Below are 24,120 nucleotides of genomic sequence, written 5' to 3'. Positions count from 1 at the left end.
AGGATAAAAGGAGAACACATGAAGTGTTCTCCTTTTATTATGGAATTTCATAGGGGGAAGCGGGATGAGTGAAACTCTACTCGTTATTATTAGTATATTGCTCTTTTTGATGTTACTTTTAATTGTCTTTTTTATTATTACATTTTTTATAAAAAAACGGACGCACCATTCTATATTAAAACTGCATCCATACTTAGGAAGAATGCGCTATTTACTTGAAAAGATAGGACCGGAATTCCGGCAATACTGGTTTGATCATGACACGGATGGAAAACCTTTTTCACGTTACGATTTTCAAAGTGTTATGTTCTTAGCGAAATATCGTTCTGAAATACTTGGTTTTGGATCGAAACGAGATTTTGATGCATCTGGCTATTATATTGCTAATACATTGTTTCCGATTTTAACAGATGAATTAAGTGTAAATCTCACGAAAGAAAGTGAGGGGAAAAAGTATGTAATTCATAAAGAAGGATTATTTTCAAGAAGAGAGAAATTGACAGCGGATACAACAAATCTTTGGTTATATGAAGATGACGATGCAATTATAGTTGGTGAAAATCGTAAATACCCATGGAAGCTACATGGAATGTTTGGAGCATCAGCGACATCTTACGGTGCGATTGGAGAGAATTATATTTTAGCGAGCGGTTTTGGTGCGAAAATGGCAGGTGGATCGTGGATTAATACTGGAGAAGGGGGTGTAATTCCAGAGCATTTACATACAGGTGCGAATATCGTTGCACAAATTGGTCCAGGGTTATTCGGATACCGTGATGAAGACGGGAATTTTTCAATGGAGAAATTTATAGATAAAGCGAAAGAAAGTAATATTAAGGCGTTCGAGTTAAAATTTGGGCAAGGTGCTAAAATACGTGGTGGCCATCTAGAGGGACAAAAAGTAAATGAGAAAATTGCTTCTGTTCGGAACGTACGAGAAGGGGAGACGATTAATTCACCGAATCGATTTTCATTTTTAAAAAATGCAGCGGATACACTTTACTTTATTCAAAAGTTGCAAGAAAACGGTGGTAAGCCAGTCGGGATGAAAATCGTAATTGGACAGCAGAAGCCTCTGGAAGATTTATTAAAAACAATGAGTGAATTAAATATTTATCCAGATTTTATTACAATTGATGGTTCAGAAGGTGGATCGGGTGCTACGTATAAATCGATGGCAGATAGTATGGGACTTCCGCTTATACCCGCATTACTTACATTTATTGATACAGCAAATCATTTTGGTGTTCGGGATAAATTAAAGGTGTTTGCCTCTGGGAAATTAGTCACACCAGATAAAGTGGCGATTGCTTTAGCTATCGGTGCAGATGCCGTAAATTCAGCACGTGGATTTATGATGGCGAGTGGCTGTATTATGGCACTTCAATGTAATTCAGGACAATGCCCATCGGGGGTTGCAACTACAAATCCACACTACCAAAAAGCATTAGATCCGTATGAGAAAAAATGGCGAGTAATGAACTATGTTATTAGTATGAGATATAGTTTGTTTTCATTAGCGGCAGCAGCAGGGGTAAAGAGCCCACGCCATTTAACAAGAGAACATATTGTATTTAAAGATGAGATGGGGAGGGTAGTTGTTCTGTCGGAATTGTTTCCTGCTGTAAGTGAGAAGTAAACATATATTAGAACAAAAAATATTGGTAAAAGTCATACATTTGTATGGCTTTTTTGATTATAGTAGTATGGGTATTAGTTATCAGAATATTGCTTTTGATGAAAAAGTGAAACGATATACTCATTGACAATAAAAACTAATTAGATTATAATAAATCTCGAATTCAAGATAAATTTTAAGGGTAGTTAAAACAATAAAAAATTATTTTAAATAATGTTAAACTAAGCATATTGTAAGAACTGTAATTTTTTTGTAAATTATCTCGAATTCGAGATAATTTCTGAGCTGAATGAAATGTGTTAGTTCTTTAGAGAAATACCTCAATTTTGAAAAAGATAGTATTGCGGATTGAACTTTATCATATGGACAAAATGAATAATGAAATTTAGCGAATAAACGTTTTTTGTAATGAAATAAAAAAGGAGTGGAAGAAATGGAAAAGAAAACAATGGGAATCCATCATATTACAGCAATTGTAGGACATCCACAAGAAAACGTAGACTTTTATGCTGGTGTATTAGGGTTACGTTTAGTGAAACAAACAGTGAATTTTGATGATCCAGGTACGTACCATCTTTATTTTGGTAATGAAGGAGGAAAACCTGGAACAATTATTACATTTTTCCCATGGGCAGGTGCTCGCCAAGGAATTATTGGAGACGGTCAAGTAGGAATTACTTCTTATGTTGTGCCAAAAGGTGCAATGGAGTTTTGGGAAAATAGATTAGAAAAATTTGATGTTTCGTATACAAAGATGATTCGATTTGGAGAACAGTATATAGAATTTGATGATCCACACGGTTTGCATATAGAATTAGTTGAAAGAGAAGAGGGCGAATTAAATAATTGGAATTTTGGAGAAGTCACACCAGAAGTAGCAATTAAAGGATTTGGCGGAGCTGTTCTTTTATCTGCACAACCTCAAAAAACAGCTGAATTATTAGAGCATGTTATGGGTCTTGAGAAAATTGGAGAAGAGGGTGAATTTGTTCGATTCCGTTCTTCTGCTGATATTGGAAATATTATTGATTTAAAATTATCAACAATCGGACGCGGTCAGATGGGCGTTGGTACAGTTCATCATATTGCTTGGAGAGCGAGCGACGATGCTGATCAACTAGATTGGAGAGAACATGTATCTCGCTTTGGGTACGGTGTAACTCCTGTGCAAGATCGAAATTATTTTAATGCGATTTATTTTAGAGAACACGGGGAAATTTTATTTGAAATTGCAACAGACCCTCCTGGTTTTGCCCATGACGAATCTTTAGAGACGATGGGTGAGGATTTAAAGTTACCGGAGCGATATGAAACACATAGAAAACAGATTGAACAAACACTTTTACCATTTGAAGTGAGAAATTTAGACTAAAGTGATTGGAAGGGGAAAAGAATTATGATGAAACATGTTTTTCAAAAAGGAAAAGATACGTCAAAGCCAGTATTGTTATTACTTCATGGTACAGGTGGTAATGAGTTAGATCTATTACCGCTTGCAGAAAGAATTGATCCAAAAGCTTCTGTATTAAGTGTTCGTGGAAATGTATTAGAAAATGGTATGCCTCGTTTCTTCCGCCGATTAGCAGAAGGTATTTTTGATGAAGAGGATCTTGTTTTCCGTACTAAGGAATTAAATGAATTTTTAAATGAAGCAGCAAAAACATATGAATTTGATAGAGATAATATCGTAGCTGTTGGGTATTCAAATGGAGCAAATATTGCAGCGAGTTTATTATTCCATTATGAAAATGCATTAAAAGGTGCTATTCTTCATCATCCAATGGTCCCAAGAAGAGGGATAGAACTTCCTAATTTAGTAGAGAAAGCGGTGTTTATTGCTGCTGGAACAAATGATCCAATTTGTTCACCTTCTGAGTCAGAGGAATTGAAGATGCTATTAGAAAACGCAAATGCTAATGTAACAATGCATTGGGAAAATAGAGGGCATCAATTAACGATTGGTGAAGTAGAGAAGGCAACAGAATGGTATGAAAAAATGGTTTCACAGGCATAAATGATAGACTAAAACGGGTATAAAATCTTTATGATTTTATACCCGTTTTTTGTTGTAATTTAAGGGATTAAAAGAGAATAGGAAAACTATGTTAAAATATAAAGAAAAGTAAAGGGGTTCCTGTTTGTTAATGAGCAGGAGTGTGGATTTTTCTAATAATGAGGGGGAAACTATTAGATGGCAAACTACGAAAATGAAGAAATGCTAACGGGAGGGAATGTTTCAAACGTATATCGTTCGGAAGATACTGTTCGACGAGAATTAAAGAAAGGCAGTACGAAAATTCATAAGCTATTAAAACATTTGGAAAACAAAGGTTTTAGTTATGCACCAAAGTTTTTAGGTATTGATGATAAAGATAGAGAGATATTATCATTTATTGAAGGGAAAGCCGGTAATTATCCTTTAAAAGAGTACATGTGGTCTAATGATGTTTTAAAAGAAATAGCGAAGATGCTCCGTCTTTATCATGATGCTGTGAGTGATTTCCCGTTATCAGATGATTGGAAACCGATGGATAATACTCCAAATAAAATAGAGGTTGTATGCCATAATGATTTTGCAATATACAACATTATTTTTAATAACGAAAAACCAGTAGGTATTATTGATTTTGATGTTGCTGGTCCTGGACCAAGACTTTGGGACATAGCCTATACTCTTTACACTTGTGTCCCATTAAGTAGAGTTTATTATAAAGAAACAGGTGAGGCAGTTTATTATAGTTCATTACAGCATGCGGATCGTATAAAGCAAAGGGTTAAATTATTTTTTGAATCTTACGGTGGGGGTATGGAAGAAGATTATCTGGAGATGGTATTGCTACGATTAGAGGGATTATGTAAATACATGAAAAGAAAAGCACTAGAAGGCGATATGAACTTCCAAAAGATGATAGATGAAGGGCATCTTGAACATTATGAAAATGATATTCAGTTTATTCGTAAACATGGAAAAGAGTGGATTTAATAAAATAAATCGTATACAAAAATAAAGCTCAGAGTCATATAGGGACTTTGAGCTTTTTAACGTATTAGTGTAGATGTTTTCCACAATAACCCAACTACTTATAACAGATGTCTTTTACTATATTAATGTAGCATAGTTAAGAGTTTGTTACAGGCTGGGCTGTAGCAATCGGTAATTGGATATCGACAGTTGTTCCTATGTTTAATTCACTGGAAATGAATAATTTACCGTGATGCTCTTGAATGATTTTATAGCACATCATTAAGCCGAGGCCAGTTCCTTTTTCTTTCAAGCTATAAAAAGGTTCGCCAAGACGAGCCATGCGCTCTTCAGGAATCCCACAACCTTCATCAATAATGCGTATTGAAACAAAATCATTTTCTAACGAAGCTGTTTGAATGAATATGTTACCACCATCGGGCATCGCCTCGATTGCGTTTTTTAATATGTTAATAAAAACTTGTTTTAATTGATTACTGTCACATTGAATGTCAGAAATATAATCGAAATGATCCATGATGATATGAACGCTATGCATAATTGCTGTTGGTAAAATAAAAGTTACAACTTCTTCAATTAATGCCTGTACGTTGCATGTATGAATAGATAACACTTGTGGTTTAGACATCGCCATAAATTGGCTTGTTATAGATTCCATTTGTGAAATTTCACTCAACATAACGTCCACATACCATTTATTTTCCTCATTTATTTCTGGATGCAATAATGTTAAAAATCCTTTTAATGAAGTGAGTGGGTTTCTAATTTCATGGGCAATTCCAGCTGTCAGTTGTCCTACTACTGCAAGCTTTTCGGATTTTCGTAATAACTTTTCAGTTTCTTTTAGTTCGGTAACGTCCCTTCCCATCACTATAAGACCTTTGCGTGAGCCATCAGGGTGGAAGAGTGGGACCTTTGAAATACTTAAAATTAGGTCGAAATCATCTCTATGTATAATAAATTCCTCTCCGTGAAGAATTTGTCCTTTTTGCCATGTTAGTTCATCAACTTCTTCACAATGCAAAAAAGCTTCCCGATACGCTTCGTTATATTGAATGAGTTCATTATCTCTTTTTCCATGATAAGGAACGTTATGGAAATTGAAACAAGAAAGTGCATAGTCATTCGCTTCAAGCCAGCGCCCTTCATGATCCTTAAAAATAACAAACGCAGGCATTGAATTCATTAATGTGCGTAATCGTTTCTCACTCTCTTGTAATGTTTTCTCAATTCTTTCTGATTTTTCAAGGGGTTTCATAATGGCGTATACACCTGTTAAACGGTTTTCAACAAAAATAGGAACTAATTTTGTTACGACATCTAGTGAATATCCGTCTTTATGATAAATAGAGACGATATACTCTTTTTGATTGTCAGCTGCAGTATTTTTTATGTATTGTAGTACTTGATCAAAAATATGTGCTTCTAAAATAGAAGTGATTATTTTTCGCTCTAATTCGCTAGAAGTATAACCCAATATTCTTTCAGCAGCGGGGTTAATATGTAAAATAACTCCTTCTAAATTCAATGAAATAATACTATCAGGATTATGTTCAAAAAGAGATGCATACATTTCTGCTAAAGAACGATTTTGTATATGGTTTCGCAAGCGTCCAGATACGTTCGGATGACGCTTTTTTTGAGTAGATGAATATTTTTTACGACTCATAATATTTCCTCCGTACAACTAGCATCTAAAAAGATTAATCTAGTACTAACTATAATATAGGTGCAATGTGTATTTCTATAAAAAATGGAAATTATATAATAAATTTTCTTTTTTATTTTTAGTGTAAGGTAAAAAAAGGTGATAATAAGAGAATCTTATATTGCTTTATTAATTTTTTCTAAGTTACATGAATGTATTTTCGTTATAACATTAGAATAGAAGAGGGGGAAGGAATATGAAAAATTATATTCAAGGAATTGATCATGTACAAGTAGCCGCGCCCGTAGGATGTGAAGAAGAAGCACGAGAATTTTATGGTAATAAAATTGGTATGGAGGAAATCCCCAAACCAGAGGAATTAAAGAAGCGTGGTGGGTGTTGGTTTAAGTGTGGAAATCAAGAGATTCATATCGGAGTTGAGCAAAACTTTAATCCAGCTAAAAAAGCGCATCCAGCTTTTTATGTTTTGAAAATTAATGAATTTAAACAAGAGTTAATAAAGCAAGGTGTTGAAATAATAGATGATAATGCACGACCAGATGTGATTAGATTTTACGTGTCAGATCCGTTTGGAAATCGAATTGAATTTATGGAAAATAAAAACTAGGTGGAGGTCCACCTAGTTTTTTACGCTTTTCTAAACAATCCTAATACTTCAACAGTCTCCGTAATATTAACGAATGCATGAGGATCAATTTCGGAAATCGTTAGTTTCATACTTGCTAACTCTTCACGAGAAACGACTGTCATAAGTACACGTTTTTTCTCGTTTGAATAAGCACCTTCACCATCCAGTAATGTAATTCCGCGTACTACAGTTGAAAGAAGCTTTTTTTTCATTTCTTCTGCTTGATTTGTTACAATCATAAGTGTAACTTTACGATGCTTCGTATGAACGGCATCAATTACTTTACCAGTTACATAAATTGAAAGTAAGCTTGTAAGGGCAACATCCCAAGTGAAGAAAAATCCTGCAATGACAACAACAACAGTATTTAATGCAATAAGGAATCCACCAAGTTTAATATCTCGCTTACGAGATAACAACATACCGATAATATCAAATCCACCAGTTGAACCATGGCAGTTAAAGACAAGACCAATACCAGCTCCGGCGATGACACCGCCAAATACAGATGATAAAAGTGGGTCTGTTGCCACGACTTTTACAGGAATATAATATAGTGCAACAGATAATACAATTACAGAGACAACTGTGTTAAAAATTACTTTTTTTCCAAGACCTATGTATCCTAAAATGAGGATAGGTAAGTTCAATACAAAGTTAATAATACCTGTGTTCACAGGGGTTGCAATTCCTAAAACAATAGCAATTCCGCCAATTCCACTACTTAAAATTTTATGGGGGATAAGGAAAAGATTAAAGGCAATTGCAATAATAATAGAACCAAAAATAACACCAAGAAATCTGACCATCTCTTTCCCGTCCTTCACTAAATAATCATATTATTTCAAGATTATATATGAAATTGAAAGTTTTGGGTAAAAACAGTTTATTTCGGGAAATCGGAGTAGTCTAAAAAGTTTGATTTTTTAAAAGTGGAAGGGGATACAAAAATGGAGATAATGACGTATCAACAGAAAAGCCCTTTAAAACAAGAATGTGAGGATTCATTTTTTTGTAATGAGCATAACATGATGTACGGTGTATGTGATGGCGCAACACCGCTTGTCCCGTTTCGTGATGAAAAGGGACATAATGGAGCATACATCGCTTCGCATTTATTTGTAAGTCATTTTACTTCATTACGGGAGATTAATAGTTTAAAAGTTGAAGTGGCAAAAGCGAATGCGTTATTACAGAACAAGATGCTAGACTATAAGGTTGATACGAGAAAAAAAGATCATTTGTGGTGTACATGTGTTGCGGCAGTTCGAATAGTTGACGAAAAACTGGAATATGCACAGCTAGGTGATTGTATGATTGTCGCAATCCTTCAAAATGGAACGATGCAAGTATTAACGAAAGATACAGTTCAAGGAATTAGTAAACGTGCAAAAAAGAAGAGAGAAGAGGATCGAAAAAAAGGTTTACCAGTCCCGGAAGAACAAATTTTTCAGGAGGTTCGGGAACAGTTGAAATACAATCGTTATCTTGCAAATATGCCAAATGGCTATTCAGTCGCAAATGGTATGAAGGAAGCGATGACCTATTTACAACATGGAGAATTACATGTAGCTGACGTAAGTGGGATCTTTATTTGTTCAGATGGATTGTTCCACCCAGAGTGGTCGTTAGAACAAACTGTAGCATATATAAGAAAGAATAGTATAAAAGAATATGTAGCAATCATTGAAGAGTTAGAAGGGGAAAATAGAATAAGACCAGATGATAAAACAGTTATTATGATTGATTTTTAAGAGGAGGACGTTCATATGGAAATTAAATGTGCAAATTTAACATTTCAAGATGAGTTAGTTCCTTTAGAAAAAGTAAATAAGCTTATTATCCACCATACGTCAGAAGATGGATGGGATGTGTATAAAACCCATGAATTTCATCAAAAAGTACGAGGATGGAGCGGTATTGGTTACAATTATTTTATTGAAGAAGATGGAACTGTAGTCGAAGGGCGAGGTTTACATATTGGAGCACATGCGAAAGATAATAATAGTGACACAATTGGAATATGTATGACGGGAAATTTTGATAAATATGATCCTACTACCCCGCAAATGAATTCATTATATTCTTTATGTAAAATGTTTATGAAGCAGTTTGCCATAGAGAAAGGAAATATACTCGGCCATAGGGAGTTAGAAGGGGTTACAAAAACTTGTCCAGGAAATCGCTTTTCTATGGTAGAGTTAAGAAAAGTATTATCTTAAATATAGAGGAGTAACGAATGATGATGAACATAAAAATACCAAATGATAAAAAAGAAGAGCTTGTAGCACAAATTCAGCAATTTTTCGTTGAAGAAGATTTAGATGAGATTGGACGTTTCCAAGCAGAACGTTTAATAGAAGAAATGATAAAGTTAGTAGGACCATTTGCATACAATCAAGCAATTGGAGATGCAAGAAAACTTGTAAGTGAGAAATTAACGAATATTGAAGAAGATTTATATGTGTTAGAGAAGAATGAGGGTAAATAAAAAAGAGCCAGATGGCTCTTTTTTATTTGTTTTCTTTATATTCATGTATTTTCTCTTTTATATTACCGACAGTATCTTTTGCATTACCTTTTACTTTATCCCATTTTCCTTCGGCTTGTAATTTTTTATTGTCAGTTACTTTCCCAACAACTTCTTTTACTTCGCCTTTTACCTTATCAATGGCACCTTCTACTTTTTCTTTTAAACCATAATCATGTTTAGTCATACATTTCTCCTCCTTGTAGTTTGAGTAGAATTCTCTTTTCATATTGCAAGTTGAATGATGTATCTAGTAATAGCGTAACAAATCTTGTTTGAATATTCAAATGATTGATGGGATAGAAAAGGAATTGTCATAAAGTGAAAATTTAATCAGTGGGGGTTTTGTTCATCCTCCACTGATTATCAGCCCTCACCAATCGGGCTTTTACGGGCAGCCCGACGAATAGTGGGATAAAATGTATAAGGTTGTAATAGAAAGAATGTTAATTACATGTCTTTTGCAGTCCATATCGATTTCGTATAAGCGATTTTCATATGGGCACGTTCCATATTATTTTGACTGCCGCTACCAAAGCGAGCTTGTCCAACTATTAAATTGCAATTGGATTCAACAGCGGTCTCAATCCGTTTTTGAATTAATGCAGTATGACAACCTTTACGTTGAAATTCTGGTAAAGTAGCAGAAGCAGCTAGTGAGGCGACACCTTTATTTATGTAGAGTACCCCTATACTAGCTGGAGTGTTTTGAACTTCGGCTATGAAAAAATGCCACCCAGGCTGATTGTAAAGAATTTCATTATTTCGACGAACGCCATCTTTTGTAAATGAAGGCATGTTAAAGCCCTGAACATAAATGTCTGCAAAAGTATGAAACTCATTTTCTTTCAGTTTGCGTACTGAAATGTTAGAAGGGGGGAGCGAAAAATCTTGTCCCGGTATACTATATAAAGCGGTATGGAAGCTAGATTGGTAAAAGTCTTTTTGAGATAAGTATTGAAATAGTTCAGTTGTGCCTTGAGCCGGTGTAATTTCAAAACGGCAAGGGATTTGTAGTGATTGATAATAAGAGATGATTTCATCTATCTCGTCTGTATTTGTAAATGCAATGCCCTTTACTGTGTTAAAAGTAGGACCAGCGATTATTTTTGATGAAAAGGCAGTAGCACTCCCAAACTTTTTCAATTGTACTTGCATTGGATTTTCTGACATCGCTTGTAATGCCTTTAATCTAGAAGAAAGCATATCTATTTCTGCGTTTTCAATTTCTTGTGCTGCATTGAATGTCATAATAGTACTCATAAGATTCCTCCGTCAATTAATATAGTTCATAGTACATATACGATTTTCGTTCTGAGATTCCTGTTGAAATGTAAGAGAATAAGAGGTTTTTTGGAAGGGAAATGGAAGTTAACTGTCGAAGGGAGTGGAAACAGATTAAAGGTGGTGCTCTCATGAAACAGAAAGACGTGCAGACATGCTCTCATTGCGGTTCTCAAAACATAGGAGAAGGTGAGTTTATCGGTTATGCACAAATACGGAAAAAGGAGACGATGTTCACATCTTCACCAGTAGATGCTTATATTTGTACAGATTGCGGGAATATCCTTTCATTAAAGGTGCGGAATTATGAAAAGTTTAAGCAGAAGCCGTTATGATTGTTGAGAAGTGGTAATATAAAATGTCGTATACGAAACATATTACATTAAGTTAATTTAATAAAAGTGAAATTTTACATATATATGAGTACGCCTTAAAAAAAGAGATAAAAACATATACTGTATGAGATGCTCATCATTCATTACATGACACAGAAAAATATATAGAAGAAAAAGTAGTCATCTTAGAATGGTTCATAACGAAAACTCCTTTAAATGAATAAAGGAGTTTTTTGGGTTTTTTTATACAATAATTACCTTTAATTGTTATAATTGGTTATTGAGAGGGGTTGTTTTATTAACGCCATAATCATAGAAGAAAAACAGCTAAAACGTATACAAAACCGCCATATAACATAATCGCAACCGTAAGTTGACAAAGTGCAACCGCAGGAAGATAGAGATAGGGGCAATGTTTACATACAATTTAGTTAAGAAAACAAGGGGGGACACACATATGGGATTTGGTGAGAAACTTTTTAAATTAAGAAAGGAAAAAGACCTTTCTCAAGAAGCATTAGCTGAGAAATTAAACACGACAAGGCAAGCGGTTAGTAAATGGGAAAACGGTCAAGGTTTTCCAGAAACTGAAAAGCTAATAATGATTGGAAATGTATTTGAAGTATCGCTTGATTACTTATTAAAAGAAACTGCTGAGCAAAGTAATGAAAAGGAACATGGTTATTATGTAAGTAAGGAAATGGCAGAAGGGTATATAGTATATGGGCAAAAAATTTCTAAATATATCGCATTAGGGTTTAGTTTGCTTATTTTATCTACAATACCGTATTTATTATTTAAAGAAGATCCAACAATGTCTACATTCCTTATCATTATTATTGCTGTCCTTGGAATTGGAGCGATTATGGTACCTGTAACGATAGAAGAGAGTCGATACAATGTATTGAAAAAGGAAGAACTACTATTTGATCCAAACTTTTTAAAAGAATTGACAAAAAGATATGCGACTATTAAAAAGAAATATGCTGTAGTAGTAATTGTTGGACTTTGTTTCATAGCAGCGGGTGCAATACCATTTTTGTTTGAGAAAAAGCATATCACTTCAGGAGAGTTAGTACAATATTATCCCTACTGTGTTGTTCTTATTGCTATAGGTTTCTATCTTTTCGTTCGCGTTTTAGGAGTGTTAGAAACGTATAAAATTTTAGTTGAAAATGAAGAGTACAGTAATCGTTTCATTTTCAAATTAAAAAAGAAAGTAAGGAAAAAGGTAGATAGTTTTTAAATAGGAGAGAACCATGTTTTGTATCGTATGTATTCAAAACATGGTTCTTATTTATTAGAATTATTTCCAAAGAAATAATTCAGAAAATACAGAAAAATGTCGTAATTATTTGTAGAAGTCTGTTATAATGAACGAAATGAAAAGGCTTTAAAGGGAGGATGTAAACAATATGATGATGAATGTACCTCTAACAATTAGTTCTATGATGGAAAGGGCAGAAAAACTATTCCCAAAGAAAGAAATCATTTCACGGACACATGATACAGTTACGACATTAACGTATAAGCAGCTAGGGGAAAGGACAAGAAGACTTTCAAGTGCGTTAAAAAAGCTCGGAATTAAAGAAGGCGAGCGCATAGGAACGTTAGCGTGGAATCATCATCGACATGTGGAGGCATATTTTGCTATTCCAGGTATTGCTTCTGTTTTACACACAATTAATATTCGTTTATCTCCTCAACATATTTCATACATTATTCAACATGCAGAAGATCGTATTTTACTTATTGATGAAGATCTTGTACCACTCATTGAGAATATTCAGTCTGAATTATCGACTGTACAAGCATATATTATTATGACTGATAAAGAGGAACTCCCAAAAACTACACTTCAACCTGTATATCATTATGAGAAACTTTTAGAAGAAGGCGACCCGGATTTCCAGTTTGCTAAAGATATTGATGAAAACACACCTGCTGGTATGTGTTATACGTCAGCGACTACAGGGAATCCAAAAGGTGTTGTTTATACACATCGCAGTACAGTGTTGCACTGTATGGCACTCGGATTAGCGGATACGACGGCTTTATCGGAAAGTGATGCAGCAATGGCTATTGTGCCAATGTTTCATGTGAACGCTTGGGGACTTCCTTTTGCGGCTACTTGGTTTGGGGCAAAACAAGTTCTTCCGGGACCGATGTTTACGCCGAAAATTTTATTAGAAATGATTCAAACTGAAAAAGTAACGATAGCTGCAGGTGTGCCGACAATTTGGCTTGGTGTTTTACAAGAGTTAGAAAATAATAGTTTCGATTTATCTAGTATAACGAGATTACTATGCGGAGGCGCAGCTGCACCGAAAAGTGTTATTAAAGCGTTTGAGCAAAAATATAATGTTCCTTTCGTACATGCATATGGAATGACTGAAACAAGTCCACTCGTAACGCTTGCACGTCTAAAAAGCTATGAAACAGATTTGGCGTATGAAGAACAACTTGAGATAAGATCGAAACAAGGATATCTTGTCCCTGGTGTAGAGATGAAAGTAGTCGGTACAAATGGGGAAGTGAAGTGGGACGGTACGGAGATGGGAGAACTATGTTTACGAGCGCCATGGATCGCTGCAAGCTATTATAACGATGATCGTACTGTCGAAGGTTTTCGAGATGGGTGGTTATATACAGGAGATGTCGTTACGGTTGACGAGGAAGGGTGCGTAAAGATTGTTGATCGTACGAAGGATGTTATTAAAAGCGGGGGAGAATGGATTTCCTCAGTTGACCTTGAAAATGCTCTAATGGCACATGACGCTATATTTGAAGCGGCTGTCGTTGCAATCCCACACCCGCAGTGGCAAGAGCGTCCAGTTGCCTGTGTTGTACAAAAGAAAAATAGTACTGTTACAAAAGAAGAACTATATGAATTTTTAAAACCACAGTTTGCGAAGTGGTGGTTACCAGACGATATTGTATTTATGGAGGAAATTCCGAAAACATCTGTTGGGAAGTTTTTAAAACAGGCGCTTCGGAAAGAACTTGAGCATTTGCATAAAGAGAAATAATTGAACTTATATTTGTTAACTTAAAATAAAATAAAGTTGACAAAAGGTGAATAGAAAGATAATATAACCCCTATAATATGTTATCTGAAATGGATTTTAAGTTTACAAATAGGAGAAGCAAATATGAATACAAAAAACTTAGTTTTCGTCGCTTTATTTAGTTCTATTATGGGAGTGTTAGGGTTAATACCTCCGATTGCTCTTTCTATTACACCTGTTCCTATTACATTGCAATCGCTTGGAGTCATGCTTGCAGGTGGATTGCTAGGATCACGTCTAGGTGCACTAAGTCAGCTTATTTTCTTACTTATTGTAGGAGTTGGAGCACCACTACTTGCAGGTGGACGCGGGGGGCCTGGCGTATTTGTTGGGCCAAGTGCAGGATATTTACTTGGTTATATTGCAGGAGCATTTGTAATTGGTTATTTAATTGAACGTTTACGTGAAGTTTCTATTATAAAAGTATTATGCATTAATATAATTGGTGGTATTTTCGTAGTTTATGTATTTGGTATCATTGTACAAGCTTTCGTAATGGATATTTCCGTATGGGAAACGATGAAAGTGAGTGTTGTATTTTTACCAGGTGATTGCATAAAAGCGATTATAGCAGCAATTCTTGTGACAAGGTTACATCGTTCATTGAAACATATTATTACGCCCGCTTTGAAGAATAGAAAATATACAAATGCGGGATAAGAGAGAAGAAACACGCTAATTGCGTGTTTCTTTTTATTATTTTGTAAAGAAAGGACGTCTCATATGGGGATTACAAAAGAATATAAACAGCATGCCTCTTTACAACCGAATAAAATAGCGATAAAGGAAAATGATAGAGTATTAACATATAAAGAGTGGTTTAATTCAGTTTGTAAAGTAACAAACTGGTTGCGCGCAACAGAATCGAAGAATAAAACTATAGCAATTGTACTAGAAAATCGTATAGAATTTTTACAACTATTTGCTGGTGCTGCTATGGCTGGATGGATTTGTGTACCATTAGATATAAAATGGAAGCAGGGTGAGCTAAAGGAAAGGCTAGCCATCAGTAATCCAGATATGATGGTGACAGAACGGTACAAGTTAAATGATATATCGGATGAAGAAGGAAGAGTAATTGAAATTGATGAATGGAAAAGAATGATAGAGAATTATCCAACTACCAATCCACCTTTAGAAAATGTAGAAAATGCTCCTTTTTATATGGGATTTACATCAGGATCGACAGGGAAGGCGAAGGCATTTTTACGTGGACAACAATCGTGGGTTCATAGTTTTGAGTGTAATGTACATGACTTTCATATGAAAAAGAAAGATTCTATTTTAATAGCTGGGACGTTTGTTCATTCTTTGTTCTTATATGGAGCAATAAGTGCATTGTATTTAGGGCAAACCGTACATATTATGAGAAAATTCATTCCAAATCAAGTGTTGGCTAAGTTAGAAACTGAAAATATTTCGGTCATGTATACAGTACCGACGATGCTTGAGTCTTTATATAAAGAAAATAGAGTAATAGAAAATGAAATGAAAATTATTTCGTCAGGAGCGAAATGGGAAGCTGAAGCGAAAGAAAAGGTGAAGAATATGTTACCTTATGCAAAAAGATATGAGTTTTATGGTGCGTCTGAGCTAAGCTTTGTAACAGCATTGGTCGATGAAGAGAGTGAAAGAAAACCGAATTCAGTAGGGAAACCTTGTCATAATGTACAAGTTCGAATATGTAATGAAGTAGGAGAAGAAGTACAGACAGGCGAGATAGGAACTGTGTATGTGAAAAGTGATCAGTTTTTTATAGGATACATAATAGATGGTGTTTTAGCTCAAAAGTTGACTGCAGATGGCTGGATGACAGTGCAAGATGTAGGCTATCAAGATGAAGAAGGCTTTATATATATTGTTGGAAGAGAGAAGAATATGATTTTATTTGGAGGAATCAATATTTATCCAGAAGAAATAGAGAGTGTGCTACAGACACATCCAGCTGTTGATGAAATAGTTGTAGTTGGTGTAGAGGATAGTTATTGGGGTGAAAAGCTTGTCGCTATCGTAAAAGGAAGTGCTACAAAGCAACAATTGAAGAGTTTTTGCTTACAACGATTATCATCTTTTAAAATACCGAAAGAATGGCACTTTGTTGATGAAATACCTTATACAAATAGCGGGAAGATTGCTCGTATCGAAGCAAAAAGTATGATTGAAAACCGGGAAAAGATATATGAATAGGGCGGTTATTGTAGAAGCGAAAAGAACACCTATTGGTAAAAAAAACGGGATGTTGAAAGATTATGAAGTTCAGCAATTAGCAGCACCACTTCTTACGTTTCTAAGCAAAGGAATTGAGAGAGAAATAGATGATGTCATATTAGGAAATGTCGTTGGACCAGGAGGTAACGTTGCAAGATTATCTGCTTTAGAAACAGGGCTCGGTTATCATATACCTGGTGTAACGATTGATCGGCAATGTGGTGCAGGATTAGAAGCCATTCGTACTGCGTGTCATTATATCGGGGGCGGGGCAGGTAATTGTTATATCGCTGGGGGAGTAGAGAGTACAAGTACGTCACCTTTTCAAAATAGAGCACGGTTTTCGCCTGAAATAATTGGGGATCCAGATATGGGATTAGCCGCTGAGTATGTTGCAGAGCAGTATAATATAACGAAAGAAATACAAGATGAATATGCTTGTCTTAGCTATAAAAGAACGCTGCAAGCATTAGAAAAAGGATATATACAAGAAGAGATATTACCTCATTATTTTAATGGATTATTAGATGAATCTATAAAGCGAGAAATGAATTATGAAAGAATGATTAAGAGAACGAAACCTGTATTTTTACAAAATGGAACGGTAACAGCAGGAAATTCGTGTGGTGTAAATGACGGGGCATGTGCTGTTCTTGTAATGGAAGAGGGGCAAGCCCGGAAATTAGGATACAAGCCTGTTCTTCGTTTCGTTCGCAGTGCTGTAGTTGGAGTGGATCCAAACCTTCCAGGAACTGGTCCGATATTTGCAGTGAATAAATTATTAAATGAAATGAATTTAAAAGTAGAGGATATAGATTATTTTGAAATAAATGAAGCATTTGCTTCAAAAATTGTGGCATGTGCAAAGGAGTTACAAATTCCGTACGAAAAATTAAATGTAAATGGTGGTGCAATTGCGCACGGGCATCCGTACGGTGCGTCTGGAGCTATGCTTGTAACGCGCTTGTTTTATCAGGCTAAAAGAGAGTATATGAAATATGGAGTTGCGACATTAGGAATTGGGGGCGGGATAGGGCTTGCTCTATTATTTGAAAAAATAGAAGACTAGCTCCTAAACTAGTTTTCTATTTTTTGAGGAGTATAAACATTGCTACCAGGTTTTGCTTTTATTTCATTCCAAGCAGCGATAGCATCAGCTTTTGATTTTCCTTTGTTATTTGGATCTTCGAAAAAGTCACGAGTAAAGCGATTGTATTCAAACTGCGCGCTGATAGTAGTTTTGTATGTAGGATCTTTTTTTCGTTCGTTTTCTTCATACCAAAACGTAATCGCGTCTTCATATGTTTTTCCAACATTCGCTTTAAAAAACTTTTGAAGAGCTACTGTAAAGCGGAAGTTTGCTCCGATTTTTTCTTTGAAAAAAGCACGAACATCTTCGCTACAGCGGTGATTGTTAGTAATAACAGTTTGAAGGGAAAGGTCTTTATAGGATAGGGAGGCTTTACTCACCTTTTGACCGGAGCTGTTTTTTAATATTTTACCAGTAGTTAAATAATGGGAGATACGCTCGGTTATTTCGATCTTAGAGCCACTAGCTGGAAAATCATGTTCACGACAAAATGTTTGCAGTTCTGCTTTTAACCAATAATAGTTTTGGAAATCTTCAAGTGATATAGACTTTGTTAAAGGTGGACGCATGAATGTAACAACTTCTTTCTTCCATAATTTTCTTTAATTATAAAACGTACGTTCTTTTTGTGGAAGGATTAATTTGTAAATATAATGGGAAGAGGAGATTACATATGGAAAATGTAATGCAAGTTCGTGTTACCGGAATTTTAACTGAAGATGAAAAGGTGTTACTAGTAAAGCAAAAAATTGCTAATCGGAATTGGTCTTTACCTGGAGGAAGGGTAGAGAACGGTGAAATGTTAGAAGCAGCGATAATTCGAGAAATGAGAGAAGAAACAGGGTTAGAAGTTAAAATTAAGAAGCTGCTCTATGTTTGTGATAAACCAGATGCTAGTCCATCTTTATTGCATATTACGTTTCTGCTTGAAAGGATTACAGGGGAAATTACGTTACCATCAAATGAATTTGATCATAATCCAATTCAAGATGTGCAAATGGTACCGATCAAAGAATTGAGTAGATATGGTTTTTCTGAGAAGTTCATTAAACTTGCATCTGAAAAGTTCTTGAACGCAGGAAGTTACCAAGGATTAAAACAAAATATTGGTTTGTAAACATAAAAGAAGGCTGTTATTTTGGAGCAGCCTCCTCTTACTCTATAAGTTGTGTTTATTGTCGTATGTCGTTGGACAATCGATATTTCTTATAGGATCGTTGATATATTTTGATTTATGATAGATATATTTGAAAAATCGTTAATATAATTTCATTTACTGTATTACTATGTACGAAGCAAAGCAGCAAAGAGGATATCATCGAGTTCAATGACATCCCACTCATAAAATGATCTACACTGCTGACTGTAAAGAAGAAACAAGTTGATTTAAAAACTCATCCCCACTCATAATTGCTTTCCCACCACCACGAGCACTCTTTTTATTTCCTCCGCCTTTTCCTTCAATTGTAGGAAGGGCATCTTTTAAAAGAGCATTCATATCGAGTGTCACTGCTTTACTACAAGCAAGAATACATTGTAATTTGTCCTCATTTTCAATAACGAAGTATGTAATTGCATGTTCTTGTTGTTCTGTAATAATAGCAGACAGTTTTGCAATTTCTTGCATAAGGCGGTTTGTAAATACTTTAGAAATAAGTATACCACCGTGTATTTCTAAAGGCTGTTGCAGTAGTTCATTTGCCTCTGCAAATAATAGTTTTTCATTCATTGTTTGTAGTGCTTTTTCGTTTTCTTTTTGGGATGTAAGAAGTTGGGATACTTTTGCTGGAATATCAGCTTCACTACTGTTTAATTGTTTAGAAACATCTTTCATAATTTGTTGTTGTTGACCCATTAATTTTAGTGTGCGCCAGCCAGCGATAAACGTTAAGCGTATACTACCTTTATTGCGCTCCCATCCTAGTACTTGAATAAGACCTACTTCACCAGTGTGTTTCGGATGCGTTCCGCCACAGCCGTTGTAATCATAGTTTTCGATAATAACAACGCGTATATTTTCTGTCATAGTCGGTTCTTTGCGAAGAGGTAATGTTTTCGCTTCTTCTAAGTTCATCCACTCTATACGGATCGGATGGTTTTCAAAAACAATTTTGTTGGCAATTTGCATAGCCTTTTCAACTGTTTCTGCATGCAGATTTTCCGTTTCTAAATCAATTGTTATCGTTTCTTTTCCGAGGTGAAACCCAATTGTTGGTATGTTAAAATGATCCCAAAAAGCAGCAGATAAAATGTGCTGAGCTGTATGTTGCTGCATATGATCAAAACGGCGCTCCCAATCTATTTTACCCTCTACTTCTTCTGTATGTAATTGTTCTACTATGAAATGACGAATTTCTCCATTTACTTCTTCAACGTTACTTACCGGAATACCATTTAAAGTTCCAGTGTCGTGTGGTTGTCCGCCGCCTGTTGGATAAAAGGCTGTTTCATTTAAAACAACATATAAGTTACCTTCTTTATCATAATCTTGCTTTATAATTTTAGTAGTAAAGTCTTTCGTATAAGCGTCGATGTAATATAATTTTTGCTCCAATTTTCTTTCCCCTTTCGTGTTAGCTAGTTTCATTGTAAAGCAATTGAAATTAGTTTCCTAATATTTCAGAAGAAAGAAACTATTTTTAGAATTTTCTTGCTATAATAAGAAGAAAATGCGGGGGTGGAATGAATATGTTATATGAAAACGGTGTAGATAAACTGCTTAGTTTAAGCAGAAATATTTCTGAATTATATCGAGAACTAAATGAAATGACCCGGATTTTAACGGATTGTAACCGAGAAAGTGTGAAATTTGATCGGTTATATGTAAAGGAGTTACTTTGGAAGAAAGAAGATGTACTAGAAAAATATGACCAACTACTTGTACAACTTTGTATTAATGAATGCTTTGATTTAAAAAGTGTCATTACAGGAGAATATAAGTATACATACGAAGAAGTAGAAAGCATAGTTTTACAATTTAATGAAACGTATAATGTCGCGATTTTAATTAAAGATGTTTGTAAGGAATTACAGTTTACATATGGAATTGATATGGACATAACGCGAACAGCTCGGGTACAAACATCTCAAGTATAAAAAGGGAAAAGAAAGCAGATCCTTTGCTTTCTTTTTTTATGTAAGAATAGGGAGAGTAGGTTTGAAGATGAAGGGGAAGTTACAGAATATTCATCCGTTAGGAATGACAATTATAATAGGGACTTTATTTGCGAGGTTCGCCACGTCAATGAGTATTCCATTTTTAGCAATTTATTTAACGACTGTTAAAGGGGTATCAGCTGGAATGACGGGTGCTATTATCGGAACGAGTGCACTTGTTGGAGTTTTTGCTAGCTTTATCGGAGGGAATTTATCGGATCGATTCGGCCGAAAGATGATTATAATATGTTCCATGATCGTTTGGGTGTTTGTATTTATAGGTTTTTCAGTGGCAGATCATGTTTTAAGTTTCTTTTTATTAAATGCTTTGAATGGATTATGTAGGTCCTTTTTTGAACCGACGTCAAGAGCATTGTTATCAGATTTAACGAAACCAGAGTATCGGTTACTCGTCTATAACTTACGATACGGTGCAATAAATGTTGGGGTTGCGATTGGACCAATTGTTGGATTACAGCTCGGAAGTGCAAAATCAACAATTCCTTTTTTAGTAGCCGCTGGAGTTTACATTTTATATACAGCTATATTGGCGTTCCAATTTAAGAAGTATCCACTGGAACGAAAGAAAATAAATAAAGAAAAGCCTGTTACAATGTTAAATGCAATTCGTATTTTGCGAAAGGATGTAGTATTTTTAGTTGCTTTAGTCGGGATTATTTTGAGTAATAGTGGTTTTTCACATTTAACCACGACAGTATCTCAATATTTTGCAAATGCACATATATTTCAGGATGGAGTGAAGTTGTTTTCATATATGCTAGCTTTAAATGCAATTACAGTAGTAGTTATTCAATACCCTGTTATTCAAATGTGTAAAAAGTATACGCCATTAGCGTCTATTATGGTTGGAACGTTATTTGTGAGCGGGGGATTGTTTGGATTTGGACTAGTAGAATCCATGTTAGAGGCAGCTATTTGTACAATTATTTTTACATTTGGAGAAGTTTTAATGTTTTCAATGACAGATGTATTTATTGATGAGATCGCTGATTCCAATCTGAAAGGAACATACTTCGGAGCGATGGGCTTTTCAGGAATTGGAGTAGTAATTGGTCCTTGGTTTGGAGGAGTACTTCTCGATTATTACGGGTACCAAAATGGATTTGTAGTATTTTCAGCGCTAGCTATATTTTCAACTATAGCATTTCCTGTACTTTTAGTTACAAAAGGCTTATTGAAAAAAAGATATGATAGAAATTCTAATATAGAAATGCATGCGAAATAAAATAAGCCCCAGCAAGTTACTGGGGCTTATTTTTGTATTTATGTTAACTCTCAATTTGAAAAAAGAATCTTCTTTTCATGCTTATCGGCAACTTCATTTTTGGAAATATGAATGGCTAAAAATCCATTCTCTAAGCAGGCTAGCATCTTCTTATAAATAATATTAGCGGGTAAAGGAATGGTCCGCTGTAAAGAAGTATTTTTATGAAGTATGCATATGTTTAGGCCTGTCTCCATCTTTTTAATGAGTACATTTTGTTCAGTCACATTTGGTACATCTGTTTCCAAAATGTATTCTTGTTCTGTTTCACAAAGGTCAATATGAATTTGATTTGGAAAACTAAAATTACTACAAGAATCAGAACAAAATTGATCCATCCATTCTTCGAAACCATCAACATGAAAAAGACAATCCTTCTTTTTCTTGCCCATGTAAGACACCCTCCGTAAAATCTCAATTCATACTATGTTATGCATGAATGAACCAGGGGTGAAGAATAAATGGAAAAATATAAACATTGTATGTGGCAAAGGTAGCTAGTGTGAATGTTTTGTTTTACATATCATGATGCGCATGATTTTTTTGGCGTGAATGGTTACGGTTTTTTACTTTATGAGACCCGCTTAATGGTTCAGGTTGTCCTTTTTTTTCTTTCGATTCACGATTGTTTTTTCCCATTGTATGTGACACCTCCTCTTTCTATTTAGAATGAGAGAAGTTTGCGAATTTATACGAGAATGTTTTTAGAAAAAAGGGTAAAGATAAAGGGGACTAACTATTACAGAAAGGGGATCATATAATGCCATATCATAAAGATAAACAACAAGCTTTTCAAGCTGCACAGCAAGGAGTTACACAAGCAGAAAATATATTCAATAACATTGTGAAAAATGATCCAAACTACGGTCATGATTTAAAAGAATTACGCCAAGAGGTCCAGGAAGCGTATGAACAGATTCAAAATGCGCTAGAAGTAGCTTCGGAAACACAACGTCCACAACTTGAGCAATACGAAAATAATCTCCAAAATATTATGCGAAATGTAGATCAATTAGAAAAGTAAATGAGGTTGTTGTGAATTCAACAACCTCAAAACTTTTAGCGCTAATATGCAGAAACAAAAAATTATTCTATTAATTTTTTCTTTAATTTGTGCAGTACATATATTTCAAGTGGATAAAGTGGAAGCTAAAATGTTGTTAAGAAAAGAATTAGAGCCAACAGGCTATGTAACGTGGGAAGTGCCAAATAATGAAAAGGTCATTGCAATCACATTTGATGATGGTCCGGATCCAACATACACGCCGCAAATTCTAGATTTATTACATCAATATAAGGCGGAAGCGACTTTTTTTATGATTGGATTCCGTGTGCAGCGTAATCCATATTTAGTAAAGCAAGTGTTAAAAGAGGGACATGAAATTGGAAATCATACGATGAATCATTTGTATGCGAGTAATTCATCAGATGAAAAATTAGAAAATGATATTTTAGATGGAAAGAAATACTTTAAAAAATGGGTGAAAGAACCTTTGTTGTTCCGTCCTCCAGGCGGATATATTAACGATGCTGTATTTAAAACAGCTAAAGAAGCTGGTTATCAAACTGTTCTATGGTCGTGGCATCAAGACCCTCGTGATTGGGCGAATCCAGGTACTGAGTCCATTGTAAATCATGTTGTGAAACATGCTAAAAGTGGAGATATTGTACTGTTGCACGATGGAGGAAGTGATCGTAGCCAAACAGTGGCGGCGTTATCGAAAATTTTACCTGAGCTTAAAAAGCAAGGATATCGATTTGTAACGGTTTCGGAGTTATTACGTTATAAGCATTAGAAAAAAACCAAAAGGCAGACATACCTTTTGGTTTTTTTGTTACTGATTCTTTTTACGTTTCTTATTATTTTGTCGCTCTGCTGGAGTTAACGCCTCATTTGCAAACTCTTCGTTATAACCAGCACCTTGCCCTTGTGCGGGTGCAGCATTCATTCCTGAAATAATATGATTGGCTTTTCTTTTACCCATTTTTTTCACCTCTATAATGATTTTTTATAGACGAACCATGAGTTGTTCATAGCATATATGAACGTAAAGTAATACGCTGAAAGAGCGCTTTACTTTATGGTAATAGTATTAATAAAGAGCATGGACACTATTCAAATTTAGAAAGATAAAGAAAACTTATGATAATCCATAAGTTTCTTATTATTTACTTATTTAGAAAGTTGTAATAAGATATTATCGTAAGGTATTGAAAAGTTTGTCTACATTTTATATTCAGACAA

Annotated in this window: 28 protein-coding genes; 19 read left to right on the top strand and 9 right to left on the bottom strand. The window is 34.9% G+C overall.

The genetic code is table 11. From position 1 onward, the window contains the following. Positions 1–64: 64 nt before the first annotated feature. From JDS80_RS08110 to JDS80_RS08095, 4 genes are all read left to right on the top strand, one after another. Positions 65–1,639, top strand: a complete 1,575-nt coding sequence (locus JDS80_RS08110) for an FMN-binding glutamate synthase family protein (protein WP_098889902.1) — start codon at positions 65–67, stop codon at positions 1,637–1,639. 433 nt (positions 1,640–2,072) lie between these two features. Further along, entirely contained in the window at positions 2,073–3,011 is a 939-nt protein-coding gene (locus JDS80_RS08105; protein WP_199637959.1) for a ring-cleaving dioxygenase, read from the top strand. A gap of 27 nt (positions 3,012–3,038) precedes the next feature. Continuing rightward, positions 3,039–3,653, top strand: coding sequence for an alpha/beta hydrolase (locus JDS80_RS08100; protein ID WP_116733507.1), 615 nt, complete (start codon positions 3,039–3,041; stop codon positions 3,651–3,653). 177 nt (positions 3,654–3,830) lie between these two features. Then, positions 3,831–4,622 (top strand): phosphotransferase, encoded by a 792-nt coding sequence (locus tag JDS80_RS08095; RefSeq protein WP_098889900.1) that lies wholly within the window; start codon positions 3,831–3,833, stop codon positions 4,620–4,622. Positions 4,623–4,758: 136 nt separating this feature from the next. Here the strand turns inward: JDS80_RS08095 and JDS80_RS08090 are convergent, their stop codons facing one another. After that, positions 4,759–6,291, bottom strand: a complete 1,533-nt coding sequence (locus JDS80_RS08090) for a BA3702 family sensor histidine kinase (protein ID WP_071770764.1) — start codon at positions 6,289–6,291, stop codon at positions 4,759–4,761. Between the two features lie 235 nt (positions 6,292–6,526). Between JDS80_RS08090 and JDS80_RS08085 the strand changes: the two genes are divergently transcribed. After that, positions 6,527–6,898, top strand: coding sequence for a VOC family protein (locus JDS80_RS08085; protein ID WP_071747691.1), 372 nt, complete (start codon positions 6,527–6,529; stop codon positions 6,896–6,898). Between the two features lie 20 nt (positions 6,899–6,918). Here JDS80_RS08085 and JDS80_RS08080 read toward each other — a convergent pair whose 3' ends face one another. Beyond that, positions 6,919–7,728 carry a YitT family protein gene (locus tag JDS80_RS08080; protein WP_071747690.1) on the bottom strand — a complete coding sequence of 270 codons (810 nt, stop codon included), beginning with the start codon at positions 7,726–7,728 and terminating at the stop codon, positions 6,919–6,921. A gap of 141 nt (positions 7,729–7,869) precedes the next feature. On the opposite strand from JDS80_RS08080, the gene JDS80_RS08075 reads away from it, so the two are divergent. Genes JDS80_RS08075 through JDS80_RS08065 form a run of 3 tightly spaced genes read left to right on the top strand, consistent with a single transcriptional unit; the run spans position 7,870 to position 9,410 of the window. Further along, on the top strand, positions 7,870–8,673 hold the full coding sequence (locus tag JDS80_RS08075; RefSeq protein ID WP_199637957.1) for a protein phosphatase 2C domain-containing protein: 804 nt from the start codon (positions 7,870–7,872) through the stop codon (positions 8,671–8,673). Positions 8,674–8,688: 15 nt separating this feature from the next. Beyond that, positions 8,689–9,141: a peptidoglycan recognition protein family protein gene (locus JDS80_RS08070; RefSeq protein WP_071747688.1), complete on the top strand. Its 453-nt coding sequence runs from the start codon at positions 8,689–8,691 to the stop codon at positions 9,139–9,141. 17 nt (positions 9,142–9,158) lie between these two features. Further along, positions 9,159–9,410 carry a DUF2164 domain-containing protein gene (locus JDS80_RS08065; protein WP_002066602.1) on the top strand — a complete coding sequence of 84 codons (252 nt, stop codon included), beginning with the start codon at positions 9,159–9,161 and terminating at the stop codon, positions 9,408–9,410. 22 nt (positions 9,411–9,432) lie between these two features. Here JDS80_RS08065 and JDS80_RS08060 read toward each other — a convergent pair whose 3' ends face one another. Then, the gene (locus JDS80_RS08060; protein ID WP_071747687.1) at positions 9,433–9,636 is read right to left on the bottom strand and encodes a CsbD family protein; all 204 of its coding nucleotides are present in this window, start codon (positions 9,634–9,636) and stop codon (positions 9,433–9,435) included. A 263-nt stretch (positions 9,637–9,899) separates the two neighbouring features. Then, complete coding sequence (locus tag JDS80_RS08055) at positions 9,900–10,712, bottom strand: GNAT family N-acetyltransferase (protein WP_071747686.1); 813 nt, start codon at positions 10,710–10,712, stop codon at positions 9,900–9,902. 152 nt (positions 10,713–10,864) lie between these two features. On the opposite strand from JDS80_RS08055, the gene JDS80_RS08050 reads away from it, so the two are divergent. From JDS80_RS08050 to JDS80_RS08025, 6 genes are all read left to right on the top strand, one after another. After that, the gene (locus JDS80_RS08050; protein WP_012261408.1) at positions 10,865–11,068 is read left to right on the top strand and encodes a hypothetical protein; all 204 of its coding nucleotides are present in this window, start codon (positions 10,865–10,867) and stop codon (positions 11,066–11,068) included. A 457-nt stretch (positions 11,069–11,525) separates the two neighbouring features. Continuing rightward, complete coding sequence (locus JDS80_RS08045) at positions 11,526–12,314, top strand: helix-turn-helix domain-containing protein (protein ID WP_346011352.1); 789 nt, start codon at positions 11,526–11,528, stop codon at positions 12,312–12,314. Positions 12,315–12,483: 169 nt separating this feature from the next. After that, the gene (locus JDS80_RS08040) at positions 12,484–14,097 is read left to right on the top strand and encodes a long-chain fatty acid--CoA ligase (RefSeq protein ID WP_071747684.1); all 1,614 of its coding nucleotides are present in this window, start codon (positions 12,484–12,486) and stop codon (positions 14,095–14,097) included. Positions 14,098–14,220: 123 nt separating this feature from the next. Beyond that, positions 14,221–14,796: a biotin transporter BioY gene (locus JDS80_RS08035; RefSeq protein WP_071747683.1), complete on the top strand. Its 576-nt coding sequence runs from the start codon at positions 14,221–14,223 to the stop codon at positions 14,794–14,796. A gap of 63 nt (positions 14,797–14,859) precedes the next feature. Then, on the top strand, positions 14,860–16,323 hold the full coding sequence (locus tag JDS80_RS08030) for an acyl-CoA synthetase (protein ID WP_199637953.1): 1,464 nt from the start codon (positions 14,860–14,862) through the stop codon (positions 16,321–16,323). After that, positions 16,316–17,413 (top strand): acetyl-CoA C-acyltransferase, encoded by a 1,098-nt coding sequence (locus tag JDS80_RS08025; RefSeq protein ID WP_098889897.1) that lies wholly within the window; start codon positions 16,316–16,318, stop codon positions 17,411–17,413. The genes JDS80_RS08030 and JDS80_RS08025 overlap by 8 nt, the downstream gene beginning before the upstream one ends. Positions 17,414–17,421: 8 nt before the next feature. Here the strand turns inward: JDS80_RS08025 and JDS80_RS08020 are convergent, their stop codons facing one another. Next, the gene (locus JDS80_RS08020) at positions 17,422–18,003 is read right to left on the bottom strand and encodes a DUF6434 domain-containing protein (RefSeq protein ID WP_071747680.1); all 582 of its coding nucleotides are present in this window, start codon (positions 18,001–18,003) and stop codon (positions 17,422–17,424) included. A gap of 104 nt (positions 18,004–18,107) precedes the next feature. On the opposite strand from JDS80_RS08020, the gene JDS80_RS08015 reads away from it, so the two are divergent. Then, a complete protein-coding gene (locus JDS80_RS08015; RefSeq protein WP_071747679.1) occupies positions 18,108–18,551 on the top strand; it encodes an NUDIX hydrolase in 444 nt (147 codons plus the stop codon). Between the two features lie 234 nt (positions 18,552–18,785). On the opposite strand, the gene JDS80_RS08010 is transcribed toward JDS80_RS08015, so the two are convergent. Next, entirely contained in the window at positions 18,786–19,988 is a 1,203-nt protein-coding gene (locus JDS80_RS08010) for an alanyl-tRNA editing protein (protein ID WP_199637951.1), read from the bottom strand. Between the two features lie 134 nt (positions 19,989–20,122). Here JDS80_RS08010 and JDS80_RS08005 point away from each other — a divergent pair, with 134 nt between their 5' ends. Further along, positions 20,123–20,530, top strand: coding sequence for a hypothetical protein (locus tag JDS80_RS08005; RefSeq protein WP_071747677.1), 408 nt, complete (start codon positions 20,123–20,125; stop codon positions 20,528–20,530). 67 nt (positions 20,531–20,597) lie between these two features. Next, positions 20,598–21,836 carry an MDR family MFS transporter gene (locus JDS80_RS08000; protein ID WP_098889895.1) on the top strand — a complete coding sequence of 413 codons (1,239 nt, stop codon included), beginning with the start codon at positions 20,598–20,600 and terminating at the stop codon, positions 21,834–21,836. Positions 21,837–21,886: 50 nt separating this feature from the next. Here the strand turns inward: JDS80_RS08000 and JDS80_RS07995 are convergent, their stop codons facing one another. Together JDS80_RS07995 and JDS80_RS07990 are read right to left on the bottom strand one after the other, a co-directional pair. Continuing rightward, positions 21,887–22,267: an Hsp20 family protein gene (locus JDS80_RS07995; RefSeq protein ID WP_071770752.1), complete on the bottom strand. Its 381-nt coding sequence runs from the start codon at positions 22,265–22,267 to the stop codon at positions 21,887–21,889. 124 nt (positions 22,268–22,391) lie between these two features. Beyond that, the gene (locus JDS80_RS07990) at positions 22,392–22,514 is read right to left on the bottom strand and encodes a small acid-soluble spore protein P (RefSeq protein WP_000517651.1); all 123 of its coding nucleotides are present in this window, start codon (positions 22,512–22,514) and stop codon (positions 22,392–22,394) included. Between the two features lie 121 nt (positions 22,515–22,635). Here JDS80_RS07990 and JDS80_RS07985 point away from each other — a divergent pair, with 121 nt between their 5' ends. Both JDS80_RS07985 and pdaB read left to right on the top strand, forming a co-directional pair. Next, on the top strand, positions 22,636–22,899 hold the full coding sequence (locus JDS80_RS07985; protein WP_001146298.1) for a hypothetical protein: 264 nt from the start codon (positions 22,636–22,638) through the stop codon (positions 22,897–22,899). A gap of 46 nt (positions 22,900–22,945) precedes the next feature. Beyond that, positions 22,946–23,671, top strand: coding sequence for a polysaccharide deacetylase family sporulation protein PdaB (gene pdaB / locus JDS80_RS07980; protein ID WP_116733504.1), 726 nt, complete (start codon positions 22,946–22,948; stop codon positions 23,669–23,671). A 39-nt stretch (positions 23,672–23,710) separates the two neighbouring features. Here pdaB and sspO read toward each other — a convergent pair whose 3' ends face one another. Then, positions 23,711–23,860: a small acid-soluble spore protein O gene (gene sspO, locus JDS80_RS07975; protein WP_071747673.1), complete on the bottom strand. Its 150-nt coding sequence runs from the start codon at positions 23,858–23,860 to the stop codon at positions 23,711–23,713. Between the last annotated feature and the right edge of the window lie 260 nt (positions 23,861–24,120).

This window comes from Bacillus cereus group sp. N8 (assembly GCF_016483685.1).
Taxonomy (GTDB): domain Bacteria; phylum Bacillota; class Bacilli; order Bacillales; family Bacillaceae_G; genus Bacillus_A; species Bacillus_A proteolyticus.
The sequence above is the reverse complement of the archived record's forward strand: the minus strand, read 5'-3'. Positions and strand labels throughout refer to the sequence as shown.